The 24,762-nt window shown below is 55.1% G+C and carries 23 protein-coding genes, 1 tRNA gene and 1 other RNA gene; 13 read left to right on the forward strand and 12 right to left on the reverse strand.

Translation table 11 applies throughout. From position 1 onward, the window contains the following. Positions 1–41: 41 nt before the first annotated feature. The 3 genes from DXY37_RS12640 (at position 42) to DXY37_RS12650 (ending at position 4,536) form a co-directional block, all read left to right on the forward strand. Complete coding sequence (locus DXY37_RS12640; protein WP_115126978.1) at positions 42–1,466, forward strand: NADP-dependent isocitrate dehydrogenase; 1,425 nt, start codon at positions 42–44, stop codon at positions 1,464–1,466. A gap of 72 nt (positions 1,467–1,538) precedes the next feature. After that, positions 1,539–3,263, forward strand: coding sequence for a D-lactate dehydrogenase (dld, locus tag DXY37_RS12645; protein ID WP_115126979.1), 1,725 nt, complete (start codon positions 1,539–1,541; stop codon positions 3,261–3,263). A 97-nt stretch (positions 3,264–3,360) separates the two neighbouring features. Further along, complete coding sequence (locus DXY37_RS12650; RefSeq protein ID WP_115126980.1) at positions 3,361–4,536, forward strand: alpha-hydroxy acid oxidase; 1,176 nt, start codon at positions 3,361–3,363, stop codon at positions 4,534–4,536. A gap of 10 nt (positions 4,537–4,546) precedes the next feature. Here DXY37_RS12650 and DXY37_RS12655 read toward each other — a convergent pair whose 3' ends face one another. From DXY37_RS12655 to DXY37_RS12665, 3 genes are all read right to left on the reverse strand, one after another. Next, complete coding sequence (locus DXY37_RS12655; RefSeq protein ID WP_244277151.1) at positions 4,547–6,022, reverse strand: four-carbon acid sugar kinase family protein; 1,476 nt, start codon at positions 6,020–6,022, stop codon at positions 4,547–4,549. A gap of 62 nt (positions 6,023–6,084) precedes the next feature. Further along, positions 6,085–6,942, reverse strand: coding sequence for a galactose mutarotase (locus DXY37_RS12660; RefSeq protein ID WP_115126981.1), 858 nt, complete (start codon positions 6,940–6,942; stop codon positions 6,085–6,087). Positions 6,943–6,978: 36 nt separating this feature from the next. After that, positions 6,979–7,905, reverse strand: a complete 927-nt coding sequence (locus tag DXY37_RS12665) for an alpha/beta fold hydrolase (protein WP_115126982.1) — start codon at positions 7,903–7,905, stop codon at positions 6,979–6,981. A gap of 70 nt (positions 7,906–7,975) precedes the next feature. On the opposite strand from DXY37_RS12665, the gene DXY37_RS12670 reads away from it, so the two are divergent. Then, a complete protein-coding gene (locus DXY37_RS12670) occupies positions 7,976–8,284 on the forward strand; it encodes a hypothetical protein (protein ID WP_115126983.1) in 309 nt (102 codons plus the stop codon). A 3-nt stretch (positions 8,285–8,287) separates the two neighbouring features. On the opposite strand, the gene DXY37_RS12675 is transcribed toward DXY37_RS12670, so the two are convergent. After that, a complete protein-coding gene (locus tag DXY37_RS12675) occupies positions 8,288–9,682 on the reverse strand; it encodes a cation:proton antiporter (protein WP_170951901.1) in 1,395 nt (464 codons plus the stop codon). Positions 9,683–9,915: 233 nt separating this feature from the next. On the opposite strand from DXY37_RS12675, the gene DXY37_RS12680 reads away from it, so the two are divergent. After that, positions 9,916–12,438 (forward strand): glycogen/starch/alpha-glucan phosphorylase, encoded by a 2,523-nt coding sequence (locus DXY37_RS12680; RefSeq protein WP_115126984.1) that lies wholly within the window; start codon positions 9,916–9,918, stop codon positions 12,436–12,438. Between the two features lie 80 nt (positions 12,439–12,518). Here DXY37_RS12680 and DXY37_RS12685 read toward each other — a convergent pair whose 3' ends face one another. The 3 genes from DXY37_RS12685 to DXY37_RS12695 all read right to left on the reverse strand — a co-directional run bounded on the left by DXY37_RS12685 (position 12,519) and on the right by DXY37_RS12695 (position 13,652). Continuing rightward, positions 12,519–12,974: a hypothetical protein gene (locus DXY37_RS12685; protein ID WP_115126985.1), complete on the reverse strand. Its 456-nt coding sequence runs from the start codon at positions 12,972–12,974 to the stop codon at positions 12,519–12,521. Between the two features lie 37 nt (positions 12,975–13,011). Beyond that, on the reverse strand, positions 13,012–13,368 hold the full coding sequence (locus DXY37_RS12690) for a hypothetical protein (RefSeq protein ID WP_115126986.1): 357 nt from the start codon (positions 13,366–13,368) through the stop codon (positions 13,012–13,014). Between the two features lie 210 nt (positions 13,369–13,578). Next, positions 13,579–13,652 (reverse strand) — tRNA-Arg (locus DXY37_RS12695). 22 nt (positions 13,653–13,674) lie between these two features. On the opposite strand from DXY37_RS12695, the gene rnpB reads away from it, so the two are divergent. From rnpB to rnc, 3 genes are all read left to right on the forward strand, one after another. Further along, positions 13,675–14,060: RNase P RNA component class A (rnpB, locus tag DXY37_RS12700), an RNA gene on the forward strand. A gap of 603 nt (positions 14,061–14,663) precedes the next feature. Further along, the gene (locus DXY37_RS12705) at positions 14,664–15,512 is read left to right on the forward strand and encodes a DUF5672 family protein (protein ID WP_115126987.1); all 849 of its coding nucleotides are present in this window, start codon (positions 14,664–14,666) and stop codon (positions 15,510–15,512) included. Positions 15,513–15,889: 377 nt separating this feature from the next. Next, positions 15,890–16,591 (forward strand): ribonuclease III, encoded by a 702-nt coding sequence (gene rnc, locus DXY37_RS12710; RefSeq protein WP_244277154.1) that lies wholly within the window; start codon positions 15,890–15,892, stop codon positions 16,589–16,591. Positions 16,592–16,719: 128 nt separating this feature from the next. On the opposite strand, the gene DXY37_RS13820 is transcribed toward rnc, so the two are convergent. The 3 genes from DXY37_RS13820 to DXY37_RS12720 all read right to left on the reverse strand — a co-directional run bounded on the left by DXY37_RS13820 (position 16,720) and on the right by DXY37_RS12720 (position 17,540). Then, positions 16,720–16,821 (reverse strand): ion channel, encoded by a 102-nt coding sequence (locus tag DXY37_RS13820; RefSeq protein WP_371638206.1) that lies wholly within the window; start codon positions 16,819–16,821, stop codon positions 16,720–16,722. Positions 16,822–17,088: 267 nt separating this feature from the next. Beyond that, the gene (locus tag DXY37_RS13825) at positions 17,089–17,352 is read right to left on the reverse strand and encodes a hypothetical protein (protein WP_371638208.1); all 264 of its coding nucleotides are present in this window, start codon (positions 17,350–17,352) and stop codon (positions 17,089–17,091) included. Positions 17,353–17,357: 5 nt separating this feature from the next. Next, positions 17,358–17,540: an NAD(P)H dehydrogenase subunit NdhS gene (locus tag DXY37_RS12720; RefSeq protein ID WP_066910270.1), complete on the reverse strand. Its 183-nt coding sequence runs from the start codon at positions 17,538–17,540 to the stop codon at positions 17,358–17,360. A gap of 47 nt (positions 17,541–17,587) precedes the next feature. On the opposite strand from DXY37_RS12720, the gene rimM reads away from it, so the two are divergent. The 3 genes from rimM to rfbB all read left to right on the forward strand — a co-directional run bounded on the left by rimM (position 17,588) and on the right by rfbB (position 20,808). Beyond that, the gene (rimM, locus tag DXY37_RS12725) at positions 17,588–18,157 is read left to right on the forward strand and encodes a ribosome maturation factor RimM (RefSeq protein WP_115127059.1); all 570 of its coding nucleotides are present in this window, start codon (positions 17,588–17,590) and stop codon (positions 18,155–18,157) included. A 65-nt stretch (positions 18,158–18,222) separates the two neighbouring features. Further along, the gene (locus tag DXY37_RS12730; RefSeq protein WP_305791079.1) at positions 18,223–19,677 is read left to right on the forward strand and encodes a mannose-1-phosphate guanylyltransferase/mannose-6-phosphate isomerase; all 1,455 of its coding nucleotides are present in this window, start codon (positions 18,223–18,225) and stop codon (positions 19,675–19,677) included. Positions 19,678–19,701: 24 nt separating this feature from the next. Then, the gene (gene rfbB / locus DXY37_RS12735; protein WP_115126989.1) at positions 19,702–20,808 is read left to right on the forward strand and encodes a dTDP-glucose 4,6-dehydratase; all 1,107 of its coding nucleotides are present in this window, start codon (positions 19,702–19,704) and stop codon (positions 20,806–20,808) included. On the opposite strand, the gene glmS is transcribed toward rfbB, so the two are convergent. Beyond that, complete coding sequence (gene glmS, locus DXY37_RS12740; protein WP_115126990.1) at positions 20,795–22,699, reverse strand: glutamine--fructose-6-phosphate transaminase (isomerizing); 1,905 nt, start codon at positions 22,697–22,699, stop codon at positions 20,795–20,797. The genes rfbB and glmS overlap by 14 nt on opposite strands. A 64-nt stretch (positions 22,700–22,763) precedes the next feature. Beyond that, positions 22,764–23,009, reverse strand: a complete 246-nt coding sequence (gene psaC / locus DXY37_RS12745; protein ID WP_006850103.1) for a photosystem I iron-sulfur center protein PsaC — start codon at positions 23,007–23,009, stop codon at positions 22,764–22,766. A gap of 168 nt (positions 23,010–23,177) precedes the next feature. Here psaC and acpP point away from each other — a divergent pair, with 168 nt between their 5' ends. After that, positions 23,178–23,420 carry an acyl carrier protein gene (acpP, locus tag DXY37_RS12750; protein WP_115127060.1) on the forward strand — a complete coding sequence of 81 codons (243 nt, stop codon included), beginning with the start codon at positions 23,178–23,180 and terminating at the stop codon, positions 23,418–23,420. A gap of 11 nt (positions 23,421–23,431) precedes the next feature. Continuing rightward, the gene (gene fabF / locus DXY37_RS12755; RefSeq protein ID WP_115126991.1) at positions 23,432–24,679 is read left to right on the forward strand and encodes a beta-ketoacyl-ACP synthase II; all 1,248 of its coding nucleotides are present in this window, start codon (positions 23,432–23,434) and stop codon (positions 24,677–24,679) included. Positions 24,680–24,762: the final 83 nt, after the last annotated feature.

Consider the following 24,762-nt stretch of genomic DNA (forward strand, 5'->3'; position numbering starts at 1 on the left):
AGGCTCGCGACAACGTGATGTCGCCCGGCGGCAACCCAGCCATGGCTCAGTTCGAGAAGCTCACAGCCCCCACAAAGGGAACGCCGATTCGCTTCGAGAACGGACAACCCGTGGTGGCCGACAACCCGATCATTCCCTTCATCCGTGGAGATGGAACGGGCGTTGACATCTGGCCAGCGACGCAGAAAGTCCTGGATGCTGCCGTAGCCAAGGCCTACACCGGCACCAAAACAATCGAATGGTTCAAGGTCTACGCCGGTGATGAGGCCTGTGATCGCTACGGCACTTACCAGTACCTACCTGAAGACACTCTCGAAGCAATCCGCACCTATGGCGTTGCCATCAAAGGCCCCCTCACCACCCCTGTTGGTGGAGGCATCCGTTCACTGAATGTGGCGCTCCGCCAAATCTTTGACCTGTACTCCTGCGTGCGTCCCTGTCGTTACTACGAGGGCACACCAAGTCCACATAAGCGCCCGCAGGATCTCGATGTGATCGTCTATCGGGAAAATACGGAAGACATCTACATGGGTGTGGAGTGGGAGGCCGATGACGTTGTGGGGCAGGAGCTTCGCAAGCACCTGAATGAAGTGGTGATTCCTGCCAATGGCAAACTCGGCAAGCGCCAGATCCCTGAAGGCTCAGGCATCGGAATCAAGCCGGTCAGCAAGCACGGCAGCCAACGTCACATCCGCAAAGCGATTCAACACGCCCTGCGCCTGGAAGGCGACAAACGCCACGTCACCCTGGTGCACAAGGGCAACATCATGAAGTTCACCGAAGGTGCATTCCGCGACTGGGGTTATGAGCTCGCAACGACCGAATTTCGCAACGTTTGCATCACTGAGCGGGAAAGCTGGATCCTCGGAAACCTGGATGAAAATCCTGGTTTAAGTGCGCAATCCAACGCGCGCATGATCGAGCCCGGCTACGACAGCCTCACACCCGAAAAGAAGGTTGAAATCGACTCAGAAGTTCAGAGCGTGATCGACACAATCGGGCCGAGTCATGGAGGTGGCAAATGGAAGCAGATGGTGATGGTCGATGACCGCATCGCCGACAGCATCTTCCAGCAGATCCAGACACGTCCTCAGGAATATTCGATCCTGGCCACCCTCAATCTCAATGGTGATTACATCTCCGATGCAGCCGCCGCAATGGTTGGTGGCCTGGGGATGGCCCCGGGCGCAAACATCGGTGAAACAGCAGCAATCTTCGAGGCAACACATGGAACTGCACCAAAACATGCCGGCCTCGACCGCATCAACCCTGGCTCAGTCATCCTGAGTGGAGTGATGATGCTGGAGTTTCTTGGATGGCAAGAGGCCGCCGATCTGATCACCAAAGGCCTCAGTGCAGCCATCGCTGACCAGCAAGTGACCTATGACCTGGCCCGACTCATGGACCCGCCGGTCGAACCTGTGAGCTGCAGTGGTTTTGCTGATGCGGTCATTCAACACTTCTGATCGCAGCAGAAGCCCTACGTCACAAACGATGATCAATGACGGGGTGAAGCTGCAACACGAGTCCTGCAAAAAATGAGACATGACCGCTTAGAAGAGCTGCGTGATGGCCTTATTAGAATCGTTGGGGAACAGCAGGTTCTAACCAGCCCCGAGCAAACGAAACCCTATAGAACGGGCATCCGTGTGGGCCAAGGTGCAGCCTCTGCAGTCGTGATCCCAAGAGATCTAATGCAGCTTTGGCAAACCCTGGAACTTTGCGTCAAGCTCGACAAAATCATCATTCTTCAGGCCGCAAATACTGGCCTAACCGGTGGATCGACTCCCGACGGAGACGACTACGAAAGGGATATCGTCATCATCAATACATTAAATCTGAATCGCTTAATTTTACTAAAAGGCGGAGCTCAGGTTATTGCCTTTGCTGGCTCAAGTTTATATCAACTAGAAGAAAAGCTCTCACCACTGGGCAGAGGACCTCACTCTGTGATTGGTTCATCCTGCATTGGCGCATCCGTCGTCGGAGGAATCTGCAATAACTCGGGCGGAAATCTTGTCAACCGTGGTCCTGCTTACACCGAATATTCACTCTTTGCACGTGTCAATCAAGACGGAATACTGGAGCTCGTGAATCATCTCGGTATCGAACTTGGTGCATGCCCTGAAGAGATACTGACCACTCTGCAACAAGCTGATTTCAACACAGAAGACTTAGCAGAATCTGAGCGACTGGCCTCTGACCACGACTACCAAGAACGCGTGCGAGAGATCACATCTCCCATCCCAGCACGCTTTAATGCTGACAAAAGACGCTTGCGCGAAGCCAGTGGTTGTGCAGGAAAACTGGCGGTCTTTGCGGTACGCCTCGACACTTTTCCAAAACCCAAGAAAGAGAAAGTTTTTTACCTGGGTACCAATAAACCTGAAGACCTAACCGAACTACGCAAACAGATCCTTACCAACTTCAAAGTCCTGCCAGATATGGGCGAATATCTTCATCGCAGCTATTTCGATGGTGCTGATCTTTATTGCAAGGATGCCTATCTAGCAATTAAATATTTCGGCACTGGATTTATTCCGAAGCTATTCGGAATCAAGCGAAACGTTGATCGAATCGTGTCCCAATGGCCAACAGCACTATTTCAGGAACACTTTTCTGACAGAACACTGCAATGCATCTCCCGGCTGACGCCCGATCACCTGCCACCCAAAATGAGAGCATTTCGCAACCAATACGAACATCATATGATTCTTCTTACAAGCGACCAGTCAATTAAAGAGACCCAAAAGTTTCTCGAAAATAGATGGCGAACCAATGAAAATCATTCCTATTTTGAATGCAACGAAACCGAAGGGAAAGCAGCCTTACTTCACCGCTATGTCGCTGGGAATGCGCCAGCTCGCTACCAGATCTTAAACAAAGAAGATTCTGGGGAATTGCTACCACTTGATGTTGCCTTGCCTCGAAACTGCGAAACGTGGCACGAGATTCTGCCTGAAGAGATTCTCTCACAAATGGCCGAATCCTTCCAAATGGCACATTTCCTCTGCATGGTCTTTCACTGGGACTTTGTCGTCAAGAAAGGAGTCGATGCAGGAAAACTAAAAAAGCAAATTTTAGATCTCCTCGATCAATCAGGCGCAAAATACCCTGCTGAACACAATGTTGGTCACTTATACAAAGCAGAAACAGATCTCTCAAATTTTTATAAAAAAATAGATCCTACCAACAGCTTCAATCCCGGAATTGGCAAAATGTCAAAGTCAAGAAACTACCAGCAACGCTCTACCCCAGGCTAATTCGAGAAAAAAGCAAATATGCAGAACTTCATCAGAAAATCTCTGATTCGTCATTAAGGGGTAAAATTACCAGACTTAATGTTATCCACTGCCTGGGATGAATCAAAACGTTTCCGCCCCACGAGTGGTCAATGTCTCGGACCTCCGCGATCTTGCCAAGAAACGTTTGCCAAAAATGGTTTTTGGCTACATCGACAGTGGTGCCGACAGAGAACAGACCTTGGCACAGAATTGCAGTGCCTACAATGAAATCCTGTTCAGGCCCCGATGTGCTGTTGCGACCCCTGAGGTTGAATTAAAGATTTCAGTACTGGGGCAGAATTTCAACTTGCCATTCCTGCTTGGTCCTGTCGGCAGCAGCAGAATGTTTTACCCTCAAGGAGAAGTTGTTGCTGCAAGAGAAGCAGGTAAAGCAGGTACTGGATATACCCTCTCGACGCTTTCAGGATGCCGACTGGAAGATGTGAAACAAGCCACTGAATGTCCAGCCTGGTATCAGCTTTACCTACTTGGAGGCCGAGACGTTGCTCTAAAAACAATTGAACGCGCAAAATCAGCTGGATTTTCAGCGATCGTACTCACGATCGATACACCGGTCTCCGGCTTACGTGAACTCGATGTTCGCAACGGAACCAAAGAACTGCTGTCTCAGAATCCTCTGACGATGTTGCCATTTCTCCCACAAATGCTGGCAAAGCCTTGCTGGTTAAGTCAATGGTTTGGAGATGGAGGGTTAATGAATTTCCCCAATGTGGTCCTTGAGAATGGACCGATGGGATACACCGAAATTGGACCAGCACTGGAGCAATCTGTTGTCACCTGGGATGATCTCAAATGGATACGCGAAGCCTGGGGAGGAAAATTAATCATCAAAGGAGTTCATATTGGTGAAGATGCTCGTAAAGCAGTCGACCTTGGAGTCGACGCAGTGGTTGTGTCCAATCATGGTGCTCGGCAATTAGACAGTGTTGCACCAACGATTCGTGTTCTTCCTGAAATCGTCAAGGCCGTAAACGGGGAGATCGATGTCTTGATGGATGGTGGAATCCGACGAGGTAGTGACGTTGTGAAAGCTTATTGCTTAGGAGCGAAAGGAGTTTTGATTGGCAGAGCTTATGCCTATGGGCTTGCTGCTGGAGGTGGTCCTGGCGTTGCTCGTGCTATCGAAATCTTGAAAACGGACATCATCAGGACGATGAAATTACTGGGCTGCGATTCAGTTCACAAACTTGACCGTTCATACATTCAAACCCCTCAATCTTGGGGGTGCTGAATAAGCAGCATTATCTAGCTTTAAGTTGTTCCATCATTCTCCAGGCTTGAGCGAGTGTTTGGCCATTACCAAGATTGCCGGGGAATGTGATCACAGGCAGACCACTCACATCAGCGTTGCCGTCTTCAGGCATGGGCCGCACCATCGAGAGCCCCGGCATCAGCTGGCCCTCCAGCAGCACAGTCCCCAGGCCCAGCCCATCAGCCAGCACGCTGCCGGTGGTGATCCCCCCTTTGCTGATCAGATAGCCCAGCTGTGGCACGAGCGCTGCCACCAACCGTGCTGTGAGCTGAGCAAGAGCCATGCCAAAACGCAAACGACGACGGTCGGCGGCCGGCCCCTCACCGAACTGCAACTCCCCACGACTGGTGTAGAGCACAGGTGTTTGTTGCCGATCCAAAACCAACCGAATCCAGTCCAGCCATTCCAGCTCCAGATCAGCCAACAACAAATCTGGGGTACTCCCATCAAGCACCCTGGCAATCCGGGCCACCGGCAGCTCAAGGCCAGTGGTCCCTGATTCGTTCAGCAAAACCTCCAGCTGCTGGTCTGCCAGAGGCACATGGGAGCCCACCACGACGAGTCCCGGAAGCAACGTGCCCCCTGAATCACAACGACGCAGCTTGACCAGATCATCAACCTTGAGAGGCTGCGGACCGAGGGGCTGTCTGCCCCCATTTACCAGCCCATTAATCAGGCTGGCAGCTGAGCGAAACAGGAATCTGCGCCTGCCCTGCAAGTGGTGCACTGCCGCCCCAAGTGCATCTAGTTGCTCTTGTCTCTCGGCATCCACAACCACTGAACAATTGCCATCCAGCGCCTCCAGCCAGCTCACCAGTGCTGTGAAACCGTTCGACCAATCAGCGCAGGGTTCGCCCTTCCTTTGAGCAGCAGCGCGGTCGAGCTGCTGCCCTTGCAAGCGCAGCACAGAAGCAGCTGCAATAGCGCCGCCACTCTTTTCCTCCAGCCAGGCATCGAGACAACTGGTGCTGAAACCAAAGCTGCGGTCGCGTGCGAAGGGGGTCGTATGGACCGGTTGACCATGGAGCAGGTGCACCCCGTCCACGGTGGTGCGTCCACCGGGCAGAAATGCAGGCACATGCAGCGTGGCGTGGACTGCACTGAAGCGATGACCAAGCTCCGCCGCCAACACAGCGGGCTCAAGCACCCCATGACCACGCAAGGTGGAGTCCCCCCTGCTGACCAGCAGCAACTGCTGGTCATTGATCCCCTCCGCTGCAAGAGCTTGCTCAAGCGAGGCAACGATCTCACGATTGCGTGCAGCCGCGGCCTCCGGCAACAGAGCACGGGTGTTCGCCAACACGAACAGCAGCGGAGAAGGGTGACGCAGTCCCTGACGCATGGTCTGTACATCCCAGCGCAGCAGCAAGGGACAGCTATGCACCGTTTGGGATCCGGTGGGATCGTCGTCGATCACCACAATCTTCCTGGCAACCTCAGCCACTGCAGCTTCGGCAACGCTCACGACAGCGTTTTGCAACTCGCCACTGGACTTTGCCAAAGCCTGTTCCTGTACATGAGCATGCTTCAGCTGACGCTGTAGCGGCAGGACAGCGTGGTGCTCTCGCCAACGCCAAGCTGCAGCCTTCGATCACCGCTGATCAGAGCCTGCCGCGGGCCTGTCCAGGGCTCAAGGCAGACCATGGCTCGAGGAGGCTCGGTCCAAACCACCGTGAGATCCATGGGCTCGTGATGATGAAGCTGCAACCGGGTGCCTGCTTGCTCATCCATCAGCGTCACCGCTCCGGCGGCGTGCGCGAGGAAGTCGACCCCCTCAGCCAGGCGACTCAATTGGACGGCAGTCTCAGCTTCAGCCATCTCCAAATGATTGAAACAACGGCCAGGCAGACCTTCTAAATCGATGCAGGAGAGATCAGTCACCTTGAAATAGGGGTGAAGCCCGAAGCTGAAGGGCATCGGCTCGCTTTCAGACTCGGAGGTGTTGCTGACCGTGATGGTGATCTCAAGCGCAGCACTGAGCGGCCTGATCTCCATCTGGATTCTGAAACCAAAGGGGTAGGCCTTCCAGGTGTCAGCACAGTCCTCGAGGCTGAGCATCACACCACTCTGATCAGCCAACAACGCAATCTGCCAGGGCAGGTCACGAGCAAATCCGTGCTGCTTGAGGGTGAAATCACCACTGGCAAGCGGCAAAGAATCATTCGGCAGATTGCCACAGATCGGAAACAACACCGGAATGCCACCTCTGATGCTCTTTGCTGGATCGGCGTAGCGGTCCCGATCGAAATAGAGCATTTCGCAGCCGTTGCACAGCCATTCCGTGACCAGGCCACCACGCTCGGGCACCACACGCAGGCGATCGCCACTGCTGGGATGCACATACTCCCAGTGGGCATAGGGAGCGGACTGTTGGCGAAAGGTCATGGCCACAGGACCGGGACACCCAAGATTGGCCAGAAACTACCGGGAAGGCTGCAGATCCTGCTTGTTTTCACCAGCAAGAGTCGACAACCACTCCAGCAATGCCGCATTCACCTGATCCGGAACCTCATCATGCGGACAGTGCCCGGCTTCAAGCACCACCTCAGTGGTGGCCGCAGGCGCATGGCGCTGGAAGCTGGCCCGACGACCTGCAGCATTGATCCATGGATCGCAGATGCCCCAGAGCAACAGCAAGGGCGACTTCAGACAAGCGAACAACTCATCCAACGGCTGTCCGCGGGGGATATCGAACACCGTGCGGAACACTCCGAAAGCACCGGCATCAAGAGAGGGGCGGCGAATGGACTCGACCAACCAGTCATCAACGTTGGTCTTATCGATGTACACCTGATTGAGGGTGCGGCGAATAGTGGCGGGTCGCCTGAGGTTCTCAAACAACAACCTCTGGAGGACAGGATTCTTCAGCAATGCTGTGCTGATCGAGCGCCGTGCATTCGGCCACCAGCCTTTGGTTTTCGCCGACTGCTCATCGCTGAAAGGGCCAGCCGCGTTCAGCAAGACAACGCCGGCCGCTTCATCCCCTAACTCAGCCCCAGCGGCAAGAGCAGCGAATCCACCCAGTGAATTGCCTGCGATCACCGTGGGCCGGCCAATGCGTTCACGCACGTAGGCCACCAACTGATCACGCCAGAGAGCACCGCCATAGGCCAGACCTTCAGGCTTGGCACTGCGACCAAAACCGAGCAGATCGATGGCATGAACCTCATGAGTGCTTGCCAGCACTGGGATGTTGTGGCGCCAGTGATCGGTGGAAGCCCCAAAACCATGCACAAGCAACACAGCAGGCCGCTCGAGATGACCCGACTCTGGATCAGGCCCAACACAGAGACCATGCACGGCATGACCTTGGAACTGCCACCAGGGCTGCTGAACCTCGCTCACCACGTCCTTTGCTTGAGGTGGCGATGCTAAGCATCCTTTTTCGCCATCGACCTGCCAGGCCGATATCGCCGCGATGCTCGATCAGACCACAGGCTTGCTTCTTCAAAGCAGCACACTCAGCGGTGGCCTGTTCTGGGCCATTGCCGTCTATCTGCCACTGAGTGCACCACTCAGCCGCTTTGAAGCGAGCCTCGAAAGCGGTCCCCTCAGCGCCCCATGGCGTCAGGCCGCGTTGGTGATCAGCAGCTTGCTGCTGGCCCTCACCGTTGGCGTGGTGATTCAACTGCTGCTGGGTTGGGCTCTGGGTCCGGGCTGGGCATCAAGCTTGGCGCTAATAACTATTGGCTGGAGTCTGTTTCTGTCCCTGGCGCGGAAGGACTGAGGCTCAGAGCAGACCCACAGGATCTGCGGCCACCTCGTCATCAACCTTGTCGTCATCATCTGGCTTGTCGTCGCCGATCACCAGACGCAGAAGCACAGGAGCGAGGAAGGTTGTGCCGATCACCATCAACAGGATGGCAGCCTCGAGAGACGGAGACAGCAGCTTGGCGCTGGTGCCAAGACCCAAGAAAATCAGGCCGACTTCACCGCGGGGCATCATCCCCAGGCCCACAACCAAGCGCCGGGTGGGTTGCTTGCTAACAAAGGCCCAGCCTGAGGCAATCTTGCCGATGATCGACACCACCAGCAGAAAGCCTGCAACGATCAGCGCCGTCTTGCTGGAGGGATCGGATGGATTGATCACAGAGAGATCCATCCCCGCGCCGACCAGCACGAAAAACACAGTGGCGAAGAGCGTCACGATCGGCAGAACCGCCTCCTGAATGGCACGGTTGTGCTTGGAGCTGCTGAGAATCAGACCGGCAGCGAAGGCGCCCAGAGCAGCCTCCAAACCGATCGCCGTCGCCGCGAAACAACTGATGGCCAAGATCACAAAGGAGGCCACCAGCACTTCCCCAGGGGCCTTCAGCTTGTCGATCAACCAGTCAAAGGCGGGCGCCGCCGTACGGCTAAGGCCAATAGCCGCCACAACGAACACGGCAGCAGCAGCGACCAGCTTCACGATCGGGCCGATCTCCAGGGAGCCCCCGCCAGCCAAGGCCACCACGATGGCCAGAATTACGATGCCGAGGATGTCATCGAGAACTGCAGCGCCGATCACAATCTGACCTTCACGAGTTTTGAGGTATCCCAGCTCACCAAACACGCTGGCGGTAATGCCGATGCTGGTGGCCGTCATGGAAGCACCGGCAAAAATCGCCGGAATCGCATCCACATGAAAAATCGCCATCAGACCCCAGGTGCCACAAGCAAAGGGCAGCACCACACCAGCGACAGCAACAGTGAAGGCCTGTGCGCCGACAGCAATCAGTTCCTCCAGCTCACTTTCCAAGCCTGTGAGAAACAACAGGGCATAGAGACCTAGCTCAGCCACCGACTCAAGCGAGGGAAAACTCTCGCTGTAAATCTCCGGAACCACTTCCGGGGGGACATTGACTAGCCCGCTGACCAAACCCACCAACCCTTGACTGAGCTCCACCTGGGTTTCTGGCGGCACCAGCAGATGCAGTCCTGAAGCACCAATCAGCACACCGGCCAGCAGCTCACCAAGGATCGTGGGCAACTGCAAACGCACCAACACTTCGGCAAGGACGCGTGCCGCAACGAAGATCAGCACAAATCGGGCCACCCCGATCAGGGTTTCCGCCATCTCCAGATCATGAGGCGAAATCTCAGCCAACAACGGCGTGAGTAAAGGCGGCATCGCAGCAGCGAGCATCAGAAATGTTGATTCCTCTCGGTGGGACCTTATCCCTAAACGGGTTTCCGCAATGCTCAAGCTGACGCTTCAGCGGGAGCATCACGCCCCGAACTGATCCTGAGAGTGCAGCTGCATAGCGCCAACGGTCGGCAAACTTCCGCCGAAACATATAAACGGTCTGACTGGAAACCCTGAATTTCCTGCATTACGGGTGCGATCCGAGCCACCCTCAAGTGATCTCCCGAGAAGCGATGAGCACCTCCGAGCCCCTCGACCTGCGATTACCGACTCCGGGATGTTCCGTGGATCCGGAACGAGCTGGGCTCGATGCCGATTCCGTTTTCGATGGAATGACCGAGCACCTGTTCTTCACGCTCGGCAAACTCGCACCATCAGCTAGCCCCCATGACCTCTACATGGCGCTGAGCTACGCAGTGCGCGATCGATTGATGACGCGCTTTCTGGCCAGCAAGGAAGCGATCCGCGCCAGACCCCAGAAAACCGTGGCCTATCTCTCGGCTGAGTTTCTGATCGGTCCACAGCTGGCCAACAATTTGCTCAACCTGGGCATCCAAAAGGAAGCGGAAGAGGCGCTCAAACGCTTCGGGATCGAATCGCTGCAGCCGATTCTTGAAGTCGAAGAAGAACCCGGTCTGGGCAACGGCGGGCTCGGCCGTCTTGCAGCCTGCTACATGGAATCGCTTGCCAGCCTTGAAATTCCTGCCACCGGCTATGGCATTCGCTACGAGTTCGGCATCTTCGACCAACTGATCCGCGATGGTTGGCAGGTGGAGGTCACCGATAAGTGGCTAAAGGGTGGATGGCCTTGGGAGCTGCCCCAACCCGATGAAGCCTGCTTCGTGGGCTTCGGCGGCCGTACGGAGAGCTACATCGACGACAAGGGCAACTACCGCTCCCGTTGGATCCCCTCGGAACATGCGATCGGCGTGCCTCACGATGTGCCGGTACTGGGCTACCGCGTGAATACCTGCGATCGCCTGCGTCTGTGGCGAGCCGATGCCACCGAAAGCTTCGATTTCTATGCCTTCAACATCGGCGATTACTACGGCGCCGTGGAGGAAAAGGTGGGCAGCGAAACCCTCTCCAAGGTGCTGTATCCCAACGACGGCACCGATGAGGGACGTCGCCTACGCCTGAAACAGCAGCACTTCTTTGTGTCCTGCTCCCTGCAGGACATGCTGCGCAGCCTCGACAGCCGCGGTTTGCCAGTGGAGGACTTTCCCCTGCACTGGACTGTTCAGCTGAACGACACACACCCCGCCATCGCCGTGGCAGAGCTGATGCGTCTGCTGATCGACGACCGCCACCTGGAGTGGGACAAAGCCTGGGACATCACAAGCCGCTCAGTGGCCTACACCAACCACACCCTCCTGCCTGAAGCGCTGGAGAAGTGGGATCTAGACCTGTTCAGCAGCCTGCTGCCACGCCACCTCGAGCTGATCTACGAGATCAACCGTCGCTTCCTGCAGCAGGTGCGCCTGCGCTATCCAGGCAATGACGCCATCCAGCGCAAGCTTTCGATCATTGATGAGGATGGTGGCAAAGCTGTACGCATGGCCCACTTGGCCACCATCGGCGCACATCATGTGAATGGCGTTGCTGCCCTGCATTCCGACCTGGTCAAACAGCAGCTGATGCCGGAATTCGCGGCGCTGTGGCCCGAAAAATTCACGAACGTGACAAATGGCGTCACGCCCCGTCGCTGGGTGGCCCTCTCCAACCCCGAGCTCTCGGCACTACTCGATCAGCATGTTGGACCAAAGTGGGTCACCGACATGGATCGGCTGCGCAACCTGGAAGAACGTCAGCACGATCATGGATTCCTCGAACAATGGGGCAACACCAAGCTCTCGGTGAAGCGCAAGCTCTCCAGCTACATCCACCGCAACACAGGCGTTCTGGTGGACCCCTCCAGCCTGTTTGATGTGCAGGTGAAGCGCATCCACGAATACAAGCGCCAACACCTCAATGCGCTGCAGATCATTACCCAGTATCTGCGCATCAAGAACGGTCAGGCCGACGGATTGGCTCCACGCACAGTGATCTTCGGTGGCAAAGCAGCGCCTGGTTACTACATGGCCAAGCTGATCATTCGCTTCATCAACGGCATCGCCGAAACGATCAACGCCGATCCCGATATGGACGGTCGCCTGCGTGTGGTCTTCCTGCCGGACTACAACGTGAAGCTGGGTGAGCAGGTCTATCCAGCCTCTGATCTCTCCGAGCAGATCTCCACAGCTGGCAAGGAAGCCTCCGGCACTGGCAACATGAAATTCGCCATGAACGGGGCGCTCACCATCGGCACCCTCGATGGGGCCAATGTGGAGATCCGCGATCGTGTGGGTTCAGAGAACTTTTTCCTGTTCGGCAAGACAGTGGAAGAGATCGCTGCGCTTAAGAAGAGCGGTTACCGCCCTCGCGAGGTGGTCAGAGCGATTCCGGAGCTGGCGGAAGCGATCCGGCTGATTGAAATGGGTCACTTCAGCAATGGCGACGGCGAACTGTTCAGACCGCTGCTTGACAATCTCACCGGCAACGATCCTTTCTTCGTGATGGCCGACTTCGCGGCCTATCTGAGAGCCCAGGATGCAGTCAGCCGCGCCTGGACCGATCGCATGCACTGGAACCGGATGAGTGTGCTGAACGTGGCTCGCACTGGTTTCTTCTCCTCTGATCGCTCCATCCGCGATTACTGCCGGGAAATCTGGAACGTGGAGCCGATGCCTGTGGAGATCACCTGCGACATCCGCTGAGGTCTCTCATAACAACAAGGCCCTGGCAGTTAACCAGGGCCTTCAAAAATGTCGTGTTCAGATTCGTCTTATTCAGATTCTCAGTTGTGATCTGGTAGATCTGGAGTTTGGTGGAGAAGCCGATTTAACCGCAGCCGGTCAGCATTGAGTGGATCAGGCGCAAGCTCGCCCGCCAATTCACGAAATTTCTGCTCAATATCCTCAGGAACGCGGACATCAAAAATACGTTCCATCAATGCCTCAATCGAGAAAAGATGCGCGTTGATGTTCTCCATATCAGCCATCGCCTGCTGACGAGCATCGGTGGGCTCATCGGCACTACCCACTGGAGTGGCATGCACCTGGCCATCGCTGGATCGAGGACCATGCTGCTTCTGTAGATCCTCAAGCACCCGGCCTGAAAGTGTGCGAAAAGCTTGAAGAGCTGCCCAGCTCAATTCCTGCTGCTGACGGAGCGTGGGGTTTTCGCGGATCAGCCTGTCGTGCTCCCTATAGAAGCGTTGACAGTCAGGACATTGGCAGGGTTCTTCTGGCACTAGGAACCCGAAGCTCGAGAACCATCATGACATCTGATCAAGCTGCAAGCGGAGGCTCAGATGAAAACCCACCGTCGTGATCCCCACCTCCATCAAAACGGTTGTCAGCGTCTCCTTCAGCGAGACCTGGCAAAGGGATTTCGATCGAGGTCACCACTTGGATGACATCTCTTAAGCGCATGGAATCTGCAAACCAACCCATGGCTTGCTCCGTATCGCCGCGACGCTCTGCATCACTGGCTTGATCGTCGTGGGCTTCAGCCAGCAGTGCCAACCAACAGAGGCAACGCGCCTGAACCACAGAGAGATCCAGCTCAGTGGGCTGCGAGTCTGCAATGCGCTCGCTTTCCTGTTGCACCAAAAGCTGAAGCCGTAAATCGTGAAGCTGGGTCATGGAGCCGGATTCACTACTACAACGCTAGCGAGGGCGTCGAGCCTGGCTACCCCACCAAATGTAGTGCTAACTACCGCTACAGGTTTACGCGAACCCAGGTCTAGCGCCCGAACAGCCATCAGAGCCCGAAGACCAGAGAAACAAACAACTCAAGATCTAGAGAAAAGGCACCTCAGTCGCGCGCAAGACCCGCATAGCAGGACTGAATCACGGGGCTGGCGGGACTCGAACCCACGACCTACGGTTTAGGAAACCGTCGCTCTATCCAGCTGAGCTACAACCCCTTCAAAGGTCATTATGGGGTTTGAAAGCAGGAGAGGTGATCGCAACCGAATTCCAGCCCAGTGCTGAGATCAGGTTGAGGAAAGTCCGGGCTCCCCAATGGCCAGGCTTGCTGGGTAACGCCCAGTGCGGGTGACCGCGAGGAGAGTGCCACAGAAACACACCGCCGATGGCCGGTTCGCTGGCACAGGCAAGGGTGCAAGGGTGCGGTAAGAGCGCACCAGCAGCATCGAGAGGTGCTGGCTAGGTAAACCCCAGCCGGGAGCAAGGCCAAGGAACGACGACTGGCCATTTGTCCCGTTCCGATGAGTGAGCCGCTAGAGGCCGCCGGAGACGACGGTCCCAGATAGATGATCACCCCCCTTTCAATGAAGGGGGAACAGAACCCGGCTTACGACCTGCTTTCACAAACCACCACGCAAAGCGTCGGGTCATCCAGACCCACGCCGGTGGTGGTGGTCCCAATCTTTGATTGAGCTGAAAAAGATTCAAACCGTCAACCGCCTAAGCAAAACTGAAACAAGCTGATTCACAAGAAAAGAGGAATCCCCGCCCGATCAGTGGAGACACATAAGGTCAATTTGAGACCAAAAACGGCGACAAAACTTTGCTGTTCGCTTGCCTGGCAATGCACTGCGAAAGTGACTCGATCATCTAAGCCAAAAGCAGCAGTTAGACCCTCCACAAGCGTGCAGACCTCTGGAACACATTCGCTCCAGAACTGGCTAAATCGACTCAATTCCGAGCACCGGCCTCGTCTAGTGTCGCAATAACCTTAGCCCCCCTCCAAGACATCAAAGAAGCCCACAATCAAACATTAATGCTCTTGATAGAGCGCCCTTAACTTTAAACCGATGACGCTGCTGATTTGATCCGCAGCGAGTTCGCTAACGAGCAGATTTAGACTATTGATGAGCTACAAGGGCTTCACTATGCTACAAACTATCGTCAACAGGCAAAGAAAACAACTCTCATACCATTAACATTGATCACAAATACTCATAATTGCCCTTATGGAAGACAAACACATTGATGCAAGCAGAGTCAGAGAAAAAATAGAAGAAGCAGTAAAAGAGATTACGCCAAAAAAAGAAGCTATCTTTTACAACCCCAATTATCGACACAATATAAAAATGATCTGGGAAAGCCCAAAATGGCGTCGTGCAAATAAAGCAAGCTGTGCTGCATCAATTGTTGAAACAAGACCACAAGAAACTCATAAACTAAAATTAACAATTTCGTCTCTGTCAAAGAAACTAAAGGTACCAATTCACATCTTTTGTGGCACAGAAAATATCAACGATGTTCTGAAAATTGCAGCAAGCACAAGAGAATCGCCTTGCAAGCTATTTCAAATCGAATCTGGCATTAAAAGCACCAAAGAATACAATCAATTATTAATGAGCTACGAGTACTGGGAAAATATTCAAAAGTGTGAGAAAATTTTGATATTTCAAACTGATTCTTCAGTTTGCAATAAAAGTGCGCATAAGCTTGAGGATTTTTCGGTATTTGATTACATCGGAGGCCAATGGGGAAATAAGCGACCTTCGGGTTTTCTTACTTATGGAGGCTGTGGAGGCTTTAGCTTAAGAGACTACAGGATGTCTATCCTTGCACTAAAAATGTTTGGCAATTCTGGTTGGCAATTTGGCGAAGATGGATTTTTTGCTTTTTTCATAGAAGTTCTTCACGGCAGAGTTGCAAATCAACAGGAAATGGATAAATTTTGCTCGCAATTATGGTGGAAAGAAGGATGTTTTGGGATTCACAAACTAGATCTAGCCAAACTCAGCAATACTGAACTTAAATCTGTCAAAATACATTGTCCAAACTGGATTTCAATGACAGACTTAGATTAAATATTCGATTACCAGTCAACACCTTTAGTACTCAAGTATCACAATATCAACAATAACCTTTGCAAGCTTCAGAGCTTATTGGATAGAAATTGAAAAATAATTCAACACTTTGACCTTCTTTAAAAGCCAAGCTTTTCGCAAGCGCGTACAGCAATCTAACACAAATCACACAACAATGTCCATTTTAGAGTCAAACCATCTTCACCTCGCTCAGTATTAGAATAAAACGATTGGTCCATAGCTCAGACAGCCTAGAAAATTAGAGTATTGAATGAAAATGGAAGGACATCTGAATTAAAAACTCAACAGCCTAAAACTTTTCAGGAATGCAGAATCTTCCCGCAGTCAATCAGGTAGCAACAAACGAATCAAAGAAAATGAATCAAGAACAGAGGCCAATGCAGCAGCTCTGGGATGCTCTAAACCAGCCTTCCAAGCCCCTCGAAAAGAGTGATAAGGCACTGCTGCAGGAAGCCCTCACCCACACTTCCAGCGGTCTAAATCCTCATCACGAGCAGCTGGAGTTTCTCGGTGATGCGGTATTGCGTCTCACCGCCAGTGAATTCATCGCCTCCGCCTATCCGCTCATGCCCGTGGGCGAACGCTCCAGCCTCAGGGCCCAACTAGTGAGTGACCGCTGGTTGGCGGAGCTGGGTTCAACAATTGAGATCGAGCGCTGGTGGCAGATCGGTCCAAAAGCAAGCGGCGACGCCACAGCTGCAGGCACCATCCGCGCAGAACTCAGCGAAGCCCTGATCGGCGCGCTGTACAGGATCAATGGTCTGACTGCCGTGCAGCAATGGCTGACGCCCTACTGGCAGCGCAGCGCTGAAGCGGTTCTCTCTGACCCGCACCGCGGCAACTGCAAATCCGCCCTGCAAGAGTGGAGTCAGGGTAAGGGCATGGGCCTGCCCGCCTACAGCAGCGAAGAGATGAACCAACGACATGGTGACCCGCGCCGCTTTCGCTGCAGAGTGACACTGCCGCCAAAACTGGCAGCGGAAGGATGGGGCCGCTCACGGCGTGAGGCAGAACAGCAGGCCGCCCGCGCAGCCCTGGATCAGCTGACTTGCAGCTGAGCGGAGCCCTGCAACTCAGTCCCACACTGATCGCGATGACCGCAGATTTGGCAGGCACGCCTGTCTTGCCGGGCCTACTAAATCGATTCCAACGTGACAATTCCAGTGGGGATGGCGATGATCCCGAATCAAAGCAACATCACCACCCCCGCCAGCAAGCGACCAAGCACGATCTGTGGCACGAAATCGCCGTAACCAACGGTGGTCATGGTCACGATGGCCCAATACACGCCCTGACCAACGGTCTAAAACTGGATGTTGGGATGACCGCTCTCGATCAACACCAGCAAATAACCCAGCACCACCTACGCCATCACTACAAAAAACAGAAACACGCCAGTACTGCGCGCACTGGCCCGCAGTGCACGGATCAACATCTGCGCCTCATCGATGAATCGCAGCAGCTTGAACACGCGCAGCACAGGGGCGAACTTGAAGATCCAAAGAACCAGGCCGCTGCGGATCTGAGGCTCGAAAAAATCAGGACGACCGAAAGATCAATCAGCCCTTACAAGCTTCGCGCGTAGACCAGAGGTGAGCGCATAATCCGCCATGAACACCAACAGGCAGAAGCGCTCAAGCGTGTGCATCCAGGAAGGGATCTCGCCAGGCATTGCCACGCACATCGGATGCGGTTCATCCAGGAGTCCTGCAATGCTGAGCAGCATCGTGCCGAAAATCACCAGGTTGTAGACCCTGCCCAGACGGGTATCGGAGTCAAGAGCGACTCGCCGGAGCCGCTGGAGCAGAGCGAGCTCCATCGGTGTCAGTCGGCGCTGAGATCTTTGAGGCGCAGGGTGACGAGCTTGTCCCAGTTGCCACCTTCAAACAACACGGCAGCCCGGTCCCCACTGATGCGCTGCACGAAACCGGTGTAGCCGTTGTAAATGGAACGCTGATCCACCACCGTCACCGTGGCACCGGGAAGGATTGGAGCGGCGGAAGCCATGAAATCGCAGTCAGTCGTGGAGCCATTATCGACAAGTGCCTCAAGAGCTGTCATCCGTGGCCTCAGACTCAAATTTCCAGACAGCATCAGCTGACGAAGAGTGGCTGGCCGTTGGCACGGTCGTGGGCGCTCAGGGACTAGGCGGTGAGCTTCGCGTTAACCCAGCAAGTGATTTTCCCGAGCGCTTCACCAAACCAGGGCTTCGTTGGCTTCAGCGCAAAGGGACAACACCACAGGAAATGATGCTGACCAGCGGTCGGCAACTTCCTGGCAGAAGTCTGTTCATCGTGCGCTTCAAGGGGATCGAGAACAGATCCGCTGCTGAAGCTTTAGTGGGCCAGACGCTTCTGGTGAGTTCCAACGACAGACCCGAACTGGAGGAGGGAGAGTTCCACCTACTCGATCTGGTGGGTCTGGAAGCCCGTCTGAATGCAAACGACAGCGATGCTGTCGGCACCGTGAGCGATCTGATCAGCGGCGGCAACGACCTACTGGAAATCAGCCGCAGTGATGGCCGCAAACTGCTGATTCCCTTTGTAGATGCAATCGTTCCAGAGGTCCACCTTGAGGAGGGCTGGTTGCTGCTGACACCCCCACCAGGATTACTCGACCTCTAGTTGCCAGGTAGCTACAGCACTTGATCAGCTGCGCAACAATGGGAATAAATCACCATGCGTGTGCCGTGACTACTCCTCTGATTCCGGTGATCCTTTGCGGTGGTACGGGCACGCGTCTCTGGCCTCTATCTCGGGCAAGTTATCCAAAGCAATACTGGGCATTAGGAGGAAAAGGCGACGAAACCCTGCTTCAGCAGACCCAACAGAGGCTGGAGGGCATCGAAGGGCTGGACTCCCCGCTGCTGATCTGCAATGAAGACCATCGATTCATCGTCGCAGAGCAGATGCGCCAGATCGGAATCGAACCCAACGCAATCCTTCTTGAACCGATGGGGCGCAACACCGCACCTGCCGTGGCCGTGGCAGCCCTACAGGCAACCGCACGTGGGGAGGACCCCTTACTTCTCGTGCTCGCGGCTGATCATGTGATCAAGGATGCCGATCGTTTCCGAGCTGCCATTGATGCTGGTCGCATCGCAGCAGAGGAAGGACGACTGGTAACTTTCGGAATTGTTCCGACGGCACCGGAAACCGGTTATGGCTACATCGAAGCGTCAGAATCGCTCGATGGCAGTGCCTTGACGCCACTGGCGATTGCCAGATTTGTTGAAAAACCTGACCAGGCCACCGCCAAACAGTTTTTGGCAAGTGGTCGATTCACTTGGAACAGCGGCATGTTCCTCTTTAAGGCCAGCGCAATGCTGGCGGAGCTGGAACGACTGGCACCGGAGGTAGTGAGCTGTTGTCGAGCCGCCCTCGAACAGGATGTGGAAGACCTGGATTTCCTGCGCCTTGAGCGCGAGGCATTTGCGAAATGCCCCAGCATTGCCATTGATGTTGCCGTGATGGAGAAGACACAACTGGGTTCCGTCCTACCCCTCTCAGCAGGATGGAGTGACGTCGGGAGCTGGAGCGCTCTCTGGGATACAGCTGAGCGGGATGAAGATGGCAACGTTTTACGTGGACGGGTGATCAGTGAGGGCAGCCGCAACTGCTATCTGAGAAGTGAACACCGTCTGGTGGTGGGCCTAGGTGTCGAGAATCTGGTAGTGGTCGAAACTGACGACGCGGTGTTAATCGCAGATCGCAGCCAGGCTCAGAACGTCAAGACCATCGTGAAACAACTGGAAGCTGACGGCAGTCGTGAAGGAAAAGCGCATCGCAAGATTTATCGCCCCTGGGGCCATTACACCAGTGTTGTGGAAGACAGCCGCTGGCAGGTCAAGCGCATCTCTGTGAAACCCGGTGCGAGCCTTTCGCTACAGATGCATCACCATCGTGCCGAGCACTGGATCGTTGTCAGCGGCACGGCTGTAGTCGAGCGTGATGATGAGACACAGCTTGTTGGAGAGAATCAGAGCACATACATCCCCCTGGGTTGCAAACACCGGCTAACCAATCCCGGTCGGATCCCCGTGGAACTCATCGAGGTCCAAAGCGGCGCGTACCTGGGAGAAGACGACATCGTGCGGTTTGACGACATTTACGGCCGTACTAGTCAGACCTTCAAAATCGCCTGACTTTTTGAAATGAGCGCTACTTCCATGCCTACTGAGGCAGAGCTCCTTAAAGGACGTAGTCGCATTCTGGTAACAGGAGGTGCCGGTTTCATTGGAGGTGCAGTTGTTCGTCGCCTCCTTCAGAAAACAGATGCGACGGTCTTCAACCTGGACAAAATGGGCTATGCCAGCAATCTCGACTCAATCGAGGCCGTGCTGGCTGATTTGGGTCCGACTTCACATACAAGACATCAGCTTCAGAAACTCGATCTGAGCGATCAAATGGCAGTGGACGCAGCTGTGGAAGCTGCTGACCCGGATCTAGTGATGCACCTGGCGGCAGAAAGCCATGTTGACCGCTCGATTTCAGAGCCGGGCGTTTTTATCCAAAGCAATATCAATGGCACGTACAACATCCTCCAAGCGGTTCTCAGCCATTACGACAGCCTCGAAGGCCAACGCAGAAAGCAATTTCGCTTCCATCACATCAGCACTGATGAGGTCTTCGGCTCCTTAGGCGCCACAGGCAGCTTTTCAGAAGCCACTGCTTACGACCCTCGCAGTCCGTACTCAGCCAGCAAGGCAGCCAGCGACCATTTGGTAAATGCCTGGCACCACACGTTCGGCCTGCCAGTCGTGATGACCAACTGCTCCAACAATTACGGCCCCTGGCAATTCCCTGAAAAGCTAATCCCATTGGTGACGCTGAAAGGAGCTGAAGGTGAGTCAATCCCGCTATACGGTGATGGGCTCAATATTAGAGACTGGCTCTATGTTGAAGATCATGTGGATGCTCTTCTGCTCGCAGCCTGCAGGGGCGAAGCAGGATCTAATTACTGCATTGGAGGCCATGGAGAAACAACCAATAAAGAGATCGTTCACGCAATTTGCTCTCAATTAGATGAACACCAACCATGGAACTCGCCTCACTCAAATCTAATCACAAAAGTCACTGATCGCCCTGGTCATGATCGTCGCTACGCAATTAATTCTTCTCTAATCAGTGCGAAACTTGGCTGGAAACCCCGTCACAATATTCAAGAGGGACTAAGAGCGACTGTGAAGTGGTATCTGGAGCACAAAGGCTGGTGTCATGCAGTGCGAAAACGCGCTGGCTACGACGGCAGCCGACAAGGTCTCACTCGACAGTGACGCTCTTGGCCAAGTTGCGTGGCTGATCAACATCCAGGCCTCGATGGGCCGCAATGTGATAGCTGAGCAGTTGCATCGGCACCACCGTGAGCAAAGGGCTGATCCATTCGCTCACCTGCGGAACCGGAAGCAATTCATCAAACAACTCCGTGTCTGCGCAGATCGGGGCAACACCGATCAACTGGGCATCGCGGGCCTTGGCCTCCTGGGCATTACTGAGCACTTTTTCGAACACCACTCCTGGTACGGCAATCGAGATCACCGGCACATGCTTGTCGAGCAAGGCAATCGGACCATGTTTCATCTCCCCTGCGGGGTAACCCTCCGCGTGGATGTAACTAATTTCTTTGAGCTTGAGTGCGCCTTCCAATGCGATCGGGTAGTTGATGCCACGCCCAAGGAAAATCACATCCTGGGTTTCAGCGAAACGATGGGCCATCGCCTCTGAACACTGGTCGTGCTGCTCCACAAGGGCGCTGAGCTGATCAGGCAAACCGCGCAGCTCATTCACCAGGGCAGCGATCTCGACTTCGCTGCGGGTGCCGCGCCGCGATGCAAAGGCCAGGGACAGGGCGTAAAACGCCAAAAGCTGGCCAAGGAAGGTCTTCGTGGCTGCAACACCCACTTCGATTCCTGCACCAATGTCAAGGATGTAGGGCACCTGACGAGCCAGAGAGCTCTCCACCCTGTTGGTCACGCCCAACTGCCGTGGGGCATAGGCAGGATCGTCATGAATCCGCCGCCGATCAGCATCCATGGCCAGAGCCGCAAGGGTATCAGCCGTTTCACCGGATTGGGTAACGCCAATCGTGAGAGTGTTGGCAGCCAGCGGCGGGGGCGCATAGCGGAACTCACTGGCGTAATGAACACTGGCTGGCACTCCCGCGAACTGCTCCAGCAGATGAGCTCCCACAAGCGCCGCGTGTCGACTCGTCCCACAGGCAAGGATCTGTATGCGTTCAATATCGGTATAAAACGCATCGTCAAAAGGCAATGCCACGGGGTTGGCAGCTTGCAAATTCAACGGCAGGTGCCTCTCGACCCACAGACGTGCAGTCTCCGGCTGCTCATGAATCTCCTTGAGCATGAAGTGGCGGAATTGGCGCTTATCTGCCACATGCTCCTGGCCGCTGAGCAGCGACGGACTGCGCTGCTGACGCTCACCGACATCGTTGTAGAGCTCAATGCCAAGCGGGCTGAGCAATGCCACCTCACCGTCATCCATAGGCAAGACGGTGCGGGTGAAACCAGCCAATGCAGGCGTATCGCTGGCACAGATAAATTCGCCCTCCCCCAAACCGATCAGCAAAGGCGCCGCCCTACGAGCCACCACAAGAGCCCCGGGGACCTCTGCCCACAACACCGCCAGGGCATAGGCACCTTGAAGCCTTGGCAACACGGCCTGCACAGATCGCAATAGCGTGTTGCCATCAGCAGGCTGGCCAGCGGCACACTGCAGCTGCAGCTCCGCGGAGACGAGATGCGGGATCACCTCGGTATCGGTGTCTGAGCGGAAGCTCACCCCTGCACTCGTGAGCTCTTCACGCAGGGCCCGATAGTTTTCGATAATGCCGTTCTGCACAACGGCCACATCACCAGAACCATCGCAATGGGGATGAGCGTTGTGCACCTCCGGCTTGCCATGAGTCGCCCAGCGGGTATGGCCGATTCCACAGAAACCGGGCGCACCATCCTGATCCACCCTTTCGGTGAGATTGACGAGCTTGCCCTTGGCTCGAATGCAGTGCAGCTTTGCAGTTACATCATTCTTCGACGTTTCAATCGTGGCAATTCCAGCGGAGTCATATCCGCGATATTCCAACTGCCGCAGCCCTTCAAGCAGGATCGGTGCTGCCTCTCTGGAACCAATCACCGCAACGATTCCGCACATACAAAAAGCCCGGCGATGCCGGGCCGAGCTTATGGGTTATTGAGCTAAAAAACGAACGTGACGATCAATATGCGAGGCCCATGCTTCGGGTGGTCTCATCACCGAGGTAGACACGAATGCTCAGGAAATCAGTTGGGCATGCGGTTTCACAGCGCTTGCAACCAACACAATCTTCCGTACGTGGAGAAGAGGCAATTTGGCCGGCCTTACAACCATCCCACGGCACCATTTCGAGCACATCCAGAGGACAGGCACGAACACACTGAGTGCAACCGATGCAGGTGTCGTAGATCTTGACGGCGTGGGACATGAATCCCTCTAGGAACAGGTGACTTCAAATCAAGGTACCGGGCCTTGGCGCCAGTGAGGCCGAGCTCACTCCCGGACGTCACCGTTGTTAACGCCAGGTGGTTCTTCAGGCCCAAAGTTGGAAACGCAGAGGCCAGCCCGTAAGATGCGGCGTCCCGTCTTCACGGCCATGTCCCAGGAAGCGATCCTCGAAAAAGTCCGTTCGATCGTGGCTGAGCAGCTCAGCGTCGATGCCGGCGAAGTCAAGCCCGAATCAAATTTCCAAAATGATCTCGGCGCCGACTCACTCGACACAGTCGAGCTGGTGATGGCACTGGAAGAAGCCTTTGACATCGAAATCCCAGACGAAGCCGCTGAAGGCATCGCCACCGTCGGCGACGCCGTTAAGTACATCGAAGACAAGCAGACCTGAGGATCGGCAGCATGGTTGAGGGTCTCCAACGCGTCGTGGTCACCGGCCTCGGCGCAGTGACACCGATCGGCAATAGCGTTTCCGACTATTGGTCCGGTCTCACCTCCGGAAGAAATGGGGTGGCATCAATTTCATTGTTTGATGCCTCTCAGCACGCCTGTCGATTTGCCGCAGAAGTGAAGGACTTCGATCCAACGGGATTCATCGAGCCCAAGGAAGCGAAGCGCTGGGATCGATACTGCAAATTCGGTGTTGTCGCGGCCAAACAGGCTCTTGCCCATGCAGGGCTGGAGATCACCGAAGCCAACGCCGAGCGGATCGGCGTCAGCATTGGCTCTGGAGTGGGCGGGCTACTCACGATGGAAACCCAAGCCCATGTGCTCGAGGGCAAGGGGCCGGGGCGAGTCAGCCCCTTCACGGTGCCAATGATGATCCCCAACATGGCCACGGGCCTGGCGGCGATCGCCCTCGGAGCAAAAGGGCCAAGCTCAGCTGTCGCCACGGCCTGTGCAGCGGGTTCGAATGCAATCGGCGATGCCTTCCGCCTCCTGCAAATGGGCAAGGCCGACGCCATGATCTGCGGTGGCGCAGAGTCCGCCATTACTCCTCTGGGAGTGGCCGGATTCGCCAGTGCGAAGGCACTGTCGTTCCGAAACGATGATCCAGCAACTGCCAGCCGACCGTTCGACAAAGAACGCGACGGCTTTGTGATCGGCGAAGGATCAGGCGTGTTGGTGATTGAAACCCTCAGTCACGCCAAGGCCCGCTGCGCCACGATCCTGGCCGAAATCGTTGGGTACGGAACCACCTGTGATGCGCACCACATCACCTCACCAACACCCGGTGGTGTTGGTGGAGCGGCCGCTATGCGCCTGGCCATCGAAGACGGAGGCCTCAGTGCTGACAGCATCGATTACGTCAATGCCCACGGCACCAGTACCCCAGCAAATGACAGCAACGAAACCGCAGCGATAAAGAGTGCACTAGGCCAACGCGCAAACAAAATTCCTGTGAGCTCCACTAAATCGATGACAGGACATCTCTTGGGTGGCTCCGGCGGCATCGAGGCCGTGGCCTGCGTACTTGCGCTGCAGCACAATGTTGTTCCCCCCACCATCAATTACACCAATCCCGATCCCGACTGTGACCTGGATGTGGTCCCCAACTCTGCCCGCGAACACACACTGGAAACAGTGTTATCCAACTCGTTCGGCTTCGGCGGCCACAACGTCTGCCTTGCCTTCCAGCGCATGAACTGAACCCCTGATGTCAGGTTCACCTCCGGTGACTCTGACCATGCTGTTTCAGACTGATCCAACTCCTTACTGCTTCTCGAACCTCA

This window comes from Synechococcus sp. GEYO (assembly GCF_900473955.1).
Lineage (GTDB): Bacteria > Cyanobacteriota > Cyanobacteriia > PCC-6307 > Cyanobiaceae > Synechococcus_C.

What these genes read in the sequence shown, in the direction of transcription:
- psaC (WP_006850103.1), bottom strand. Translation starts at nt 23,009, where the DNA reads ATGTCCCACGCCGTCAAGATCTACGACACCTGCATCGGTTGCACTCAG.
- DXY37_RS12705 (WP_115126987.1), top strand. Translation starts at nt 14,664, where the DNA reads ATGGAAGACAAACACATTGATGCAAGCAGAGTCAGAGAAAAAATAGAA.
- DXY37_RS12720 (WP_066910270.1), bottom strand. Translation starts at nt 17,540, where the DNA reads ATGGCTTCCGCCGCTCCAATCCTTCCCGGTGCCACGGTGACGGTGGTG.
- fabF (WP_115126991.1), top strand. Translation starts at nt 23,432, where the DNA reads ATGGTTGAGGGTCTCCAACGCGTCGTGGTCACCGGCCTCGGCGCAGTG.
- DXY37_RS12680 (WP_115126984.1), top strand. Translation starts at nt 9,916, where the DNA reads ATGAGCACCTCCGAGCCCCTCGACCTGCGATTACCGACTCCGGGATGT.
- DXY37_RS12675 (WP_170951901.1), bottom strand. Translation starts at nt 9,682, where the DNA reads ATGCTCGCTGCTGCGATGCCGCCTTTACTCACGCCGTTGTTGGCTGAG.
- DXY37_RS12650 (WP_115126980.1), top strand. Translation starts at nt 3,361, where the DNA reads ATGAATCAAAACGTTTCCGCCCCACGAGTGGTCAATGTCTCGGACCTC.
- rfbB (WP_115126989.1), top strand. Translation starts at nt 19,702, where the DNA reads ATGCCTACTGAGGCAGAGCTCCTTAAAGGACGTAGTCGCATTCTGGTA.
- DXY37_RS13825 (WP_371638208.1), bottom strand. Translation starts at nt 17,352, where the DNA reads ATGGAGCTCGCTCTGCTCCAGCGGCTCCGGCGAGTCGCTCTTGACTCC.
- rnc (WP_244277154.1), top strand. Translation starts at nt 15,890, where the DNA reads ATGAATCAAGAACAGAGGCCAATGCAGCAGCTCTGGGATGCTCTAAAC.
- DXY37_RS12670 (WP_115126983.1), top strand. Translation starts at nt 7,976, where the DNA reads ATGCTCGATCAGACCACAGGCTTGCTTCTTCAAAGCAGCACACTCAGC.
- dld (WP_115126979.1), top strand. Translation starts at nt 1,539, where the DNA reads ATGAGACATGACCGCTTAGAAGAGCTGCGTGATGGCCTTATTAGAATC.
- DXY37_RS12660 (WP_115126981.1), bottom strand. Translation starts at nt 6,942, where the DNA reads ATGACCTTTCGCCAACAGTCCGCTCCCTATGCCCACTGGGAGTATGTG.
- glmS (WP_115126990.1), bottom strand. Translation starts at nt 22,699, where the DNA reads ATGTGCGGAATCGTTGCGGTGATTGGTTCCAGAGAGGCAGCACCGATC.
- DXY37_RS12690 (WP_115126986.1), bottom strand. Translation starts at nt 13,368, where the DNA reads ATGACCCAGCTTCACGATTTACGGCTTCAGCTTTTGGTGCAACAGGAA.
- acpP (WP_115127060.1), top strand. Translation starts at nt 23,178, where the DNA reads ATGTCCCAGGAAGCGATCCTCGAAAAAGTCCGTTCGATCGTGGCTGAG.
- DXY37_RS12640 (WP_115126978.1), top strand. Translation starts at nt 42, where the DNA reads ATGGCTCAGTTCGAGAAGCTCACAGCCCCCACAAAGGGAACGCCGATT.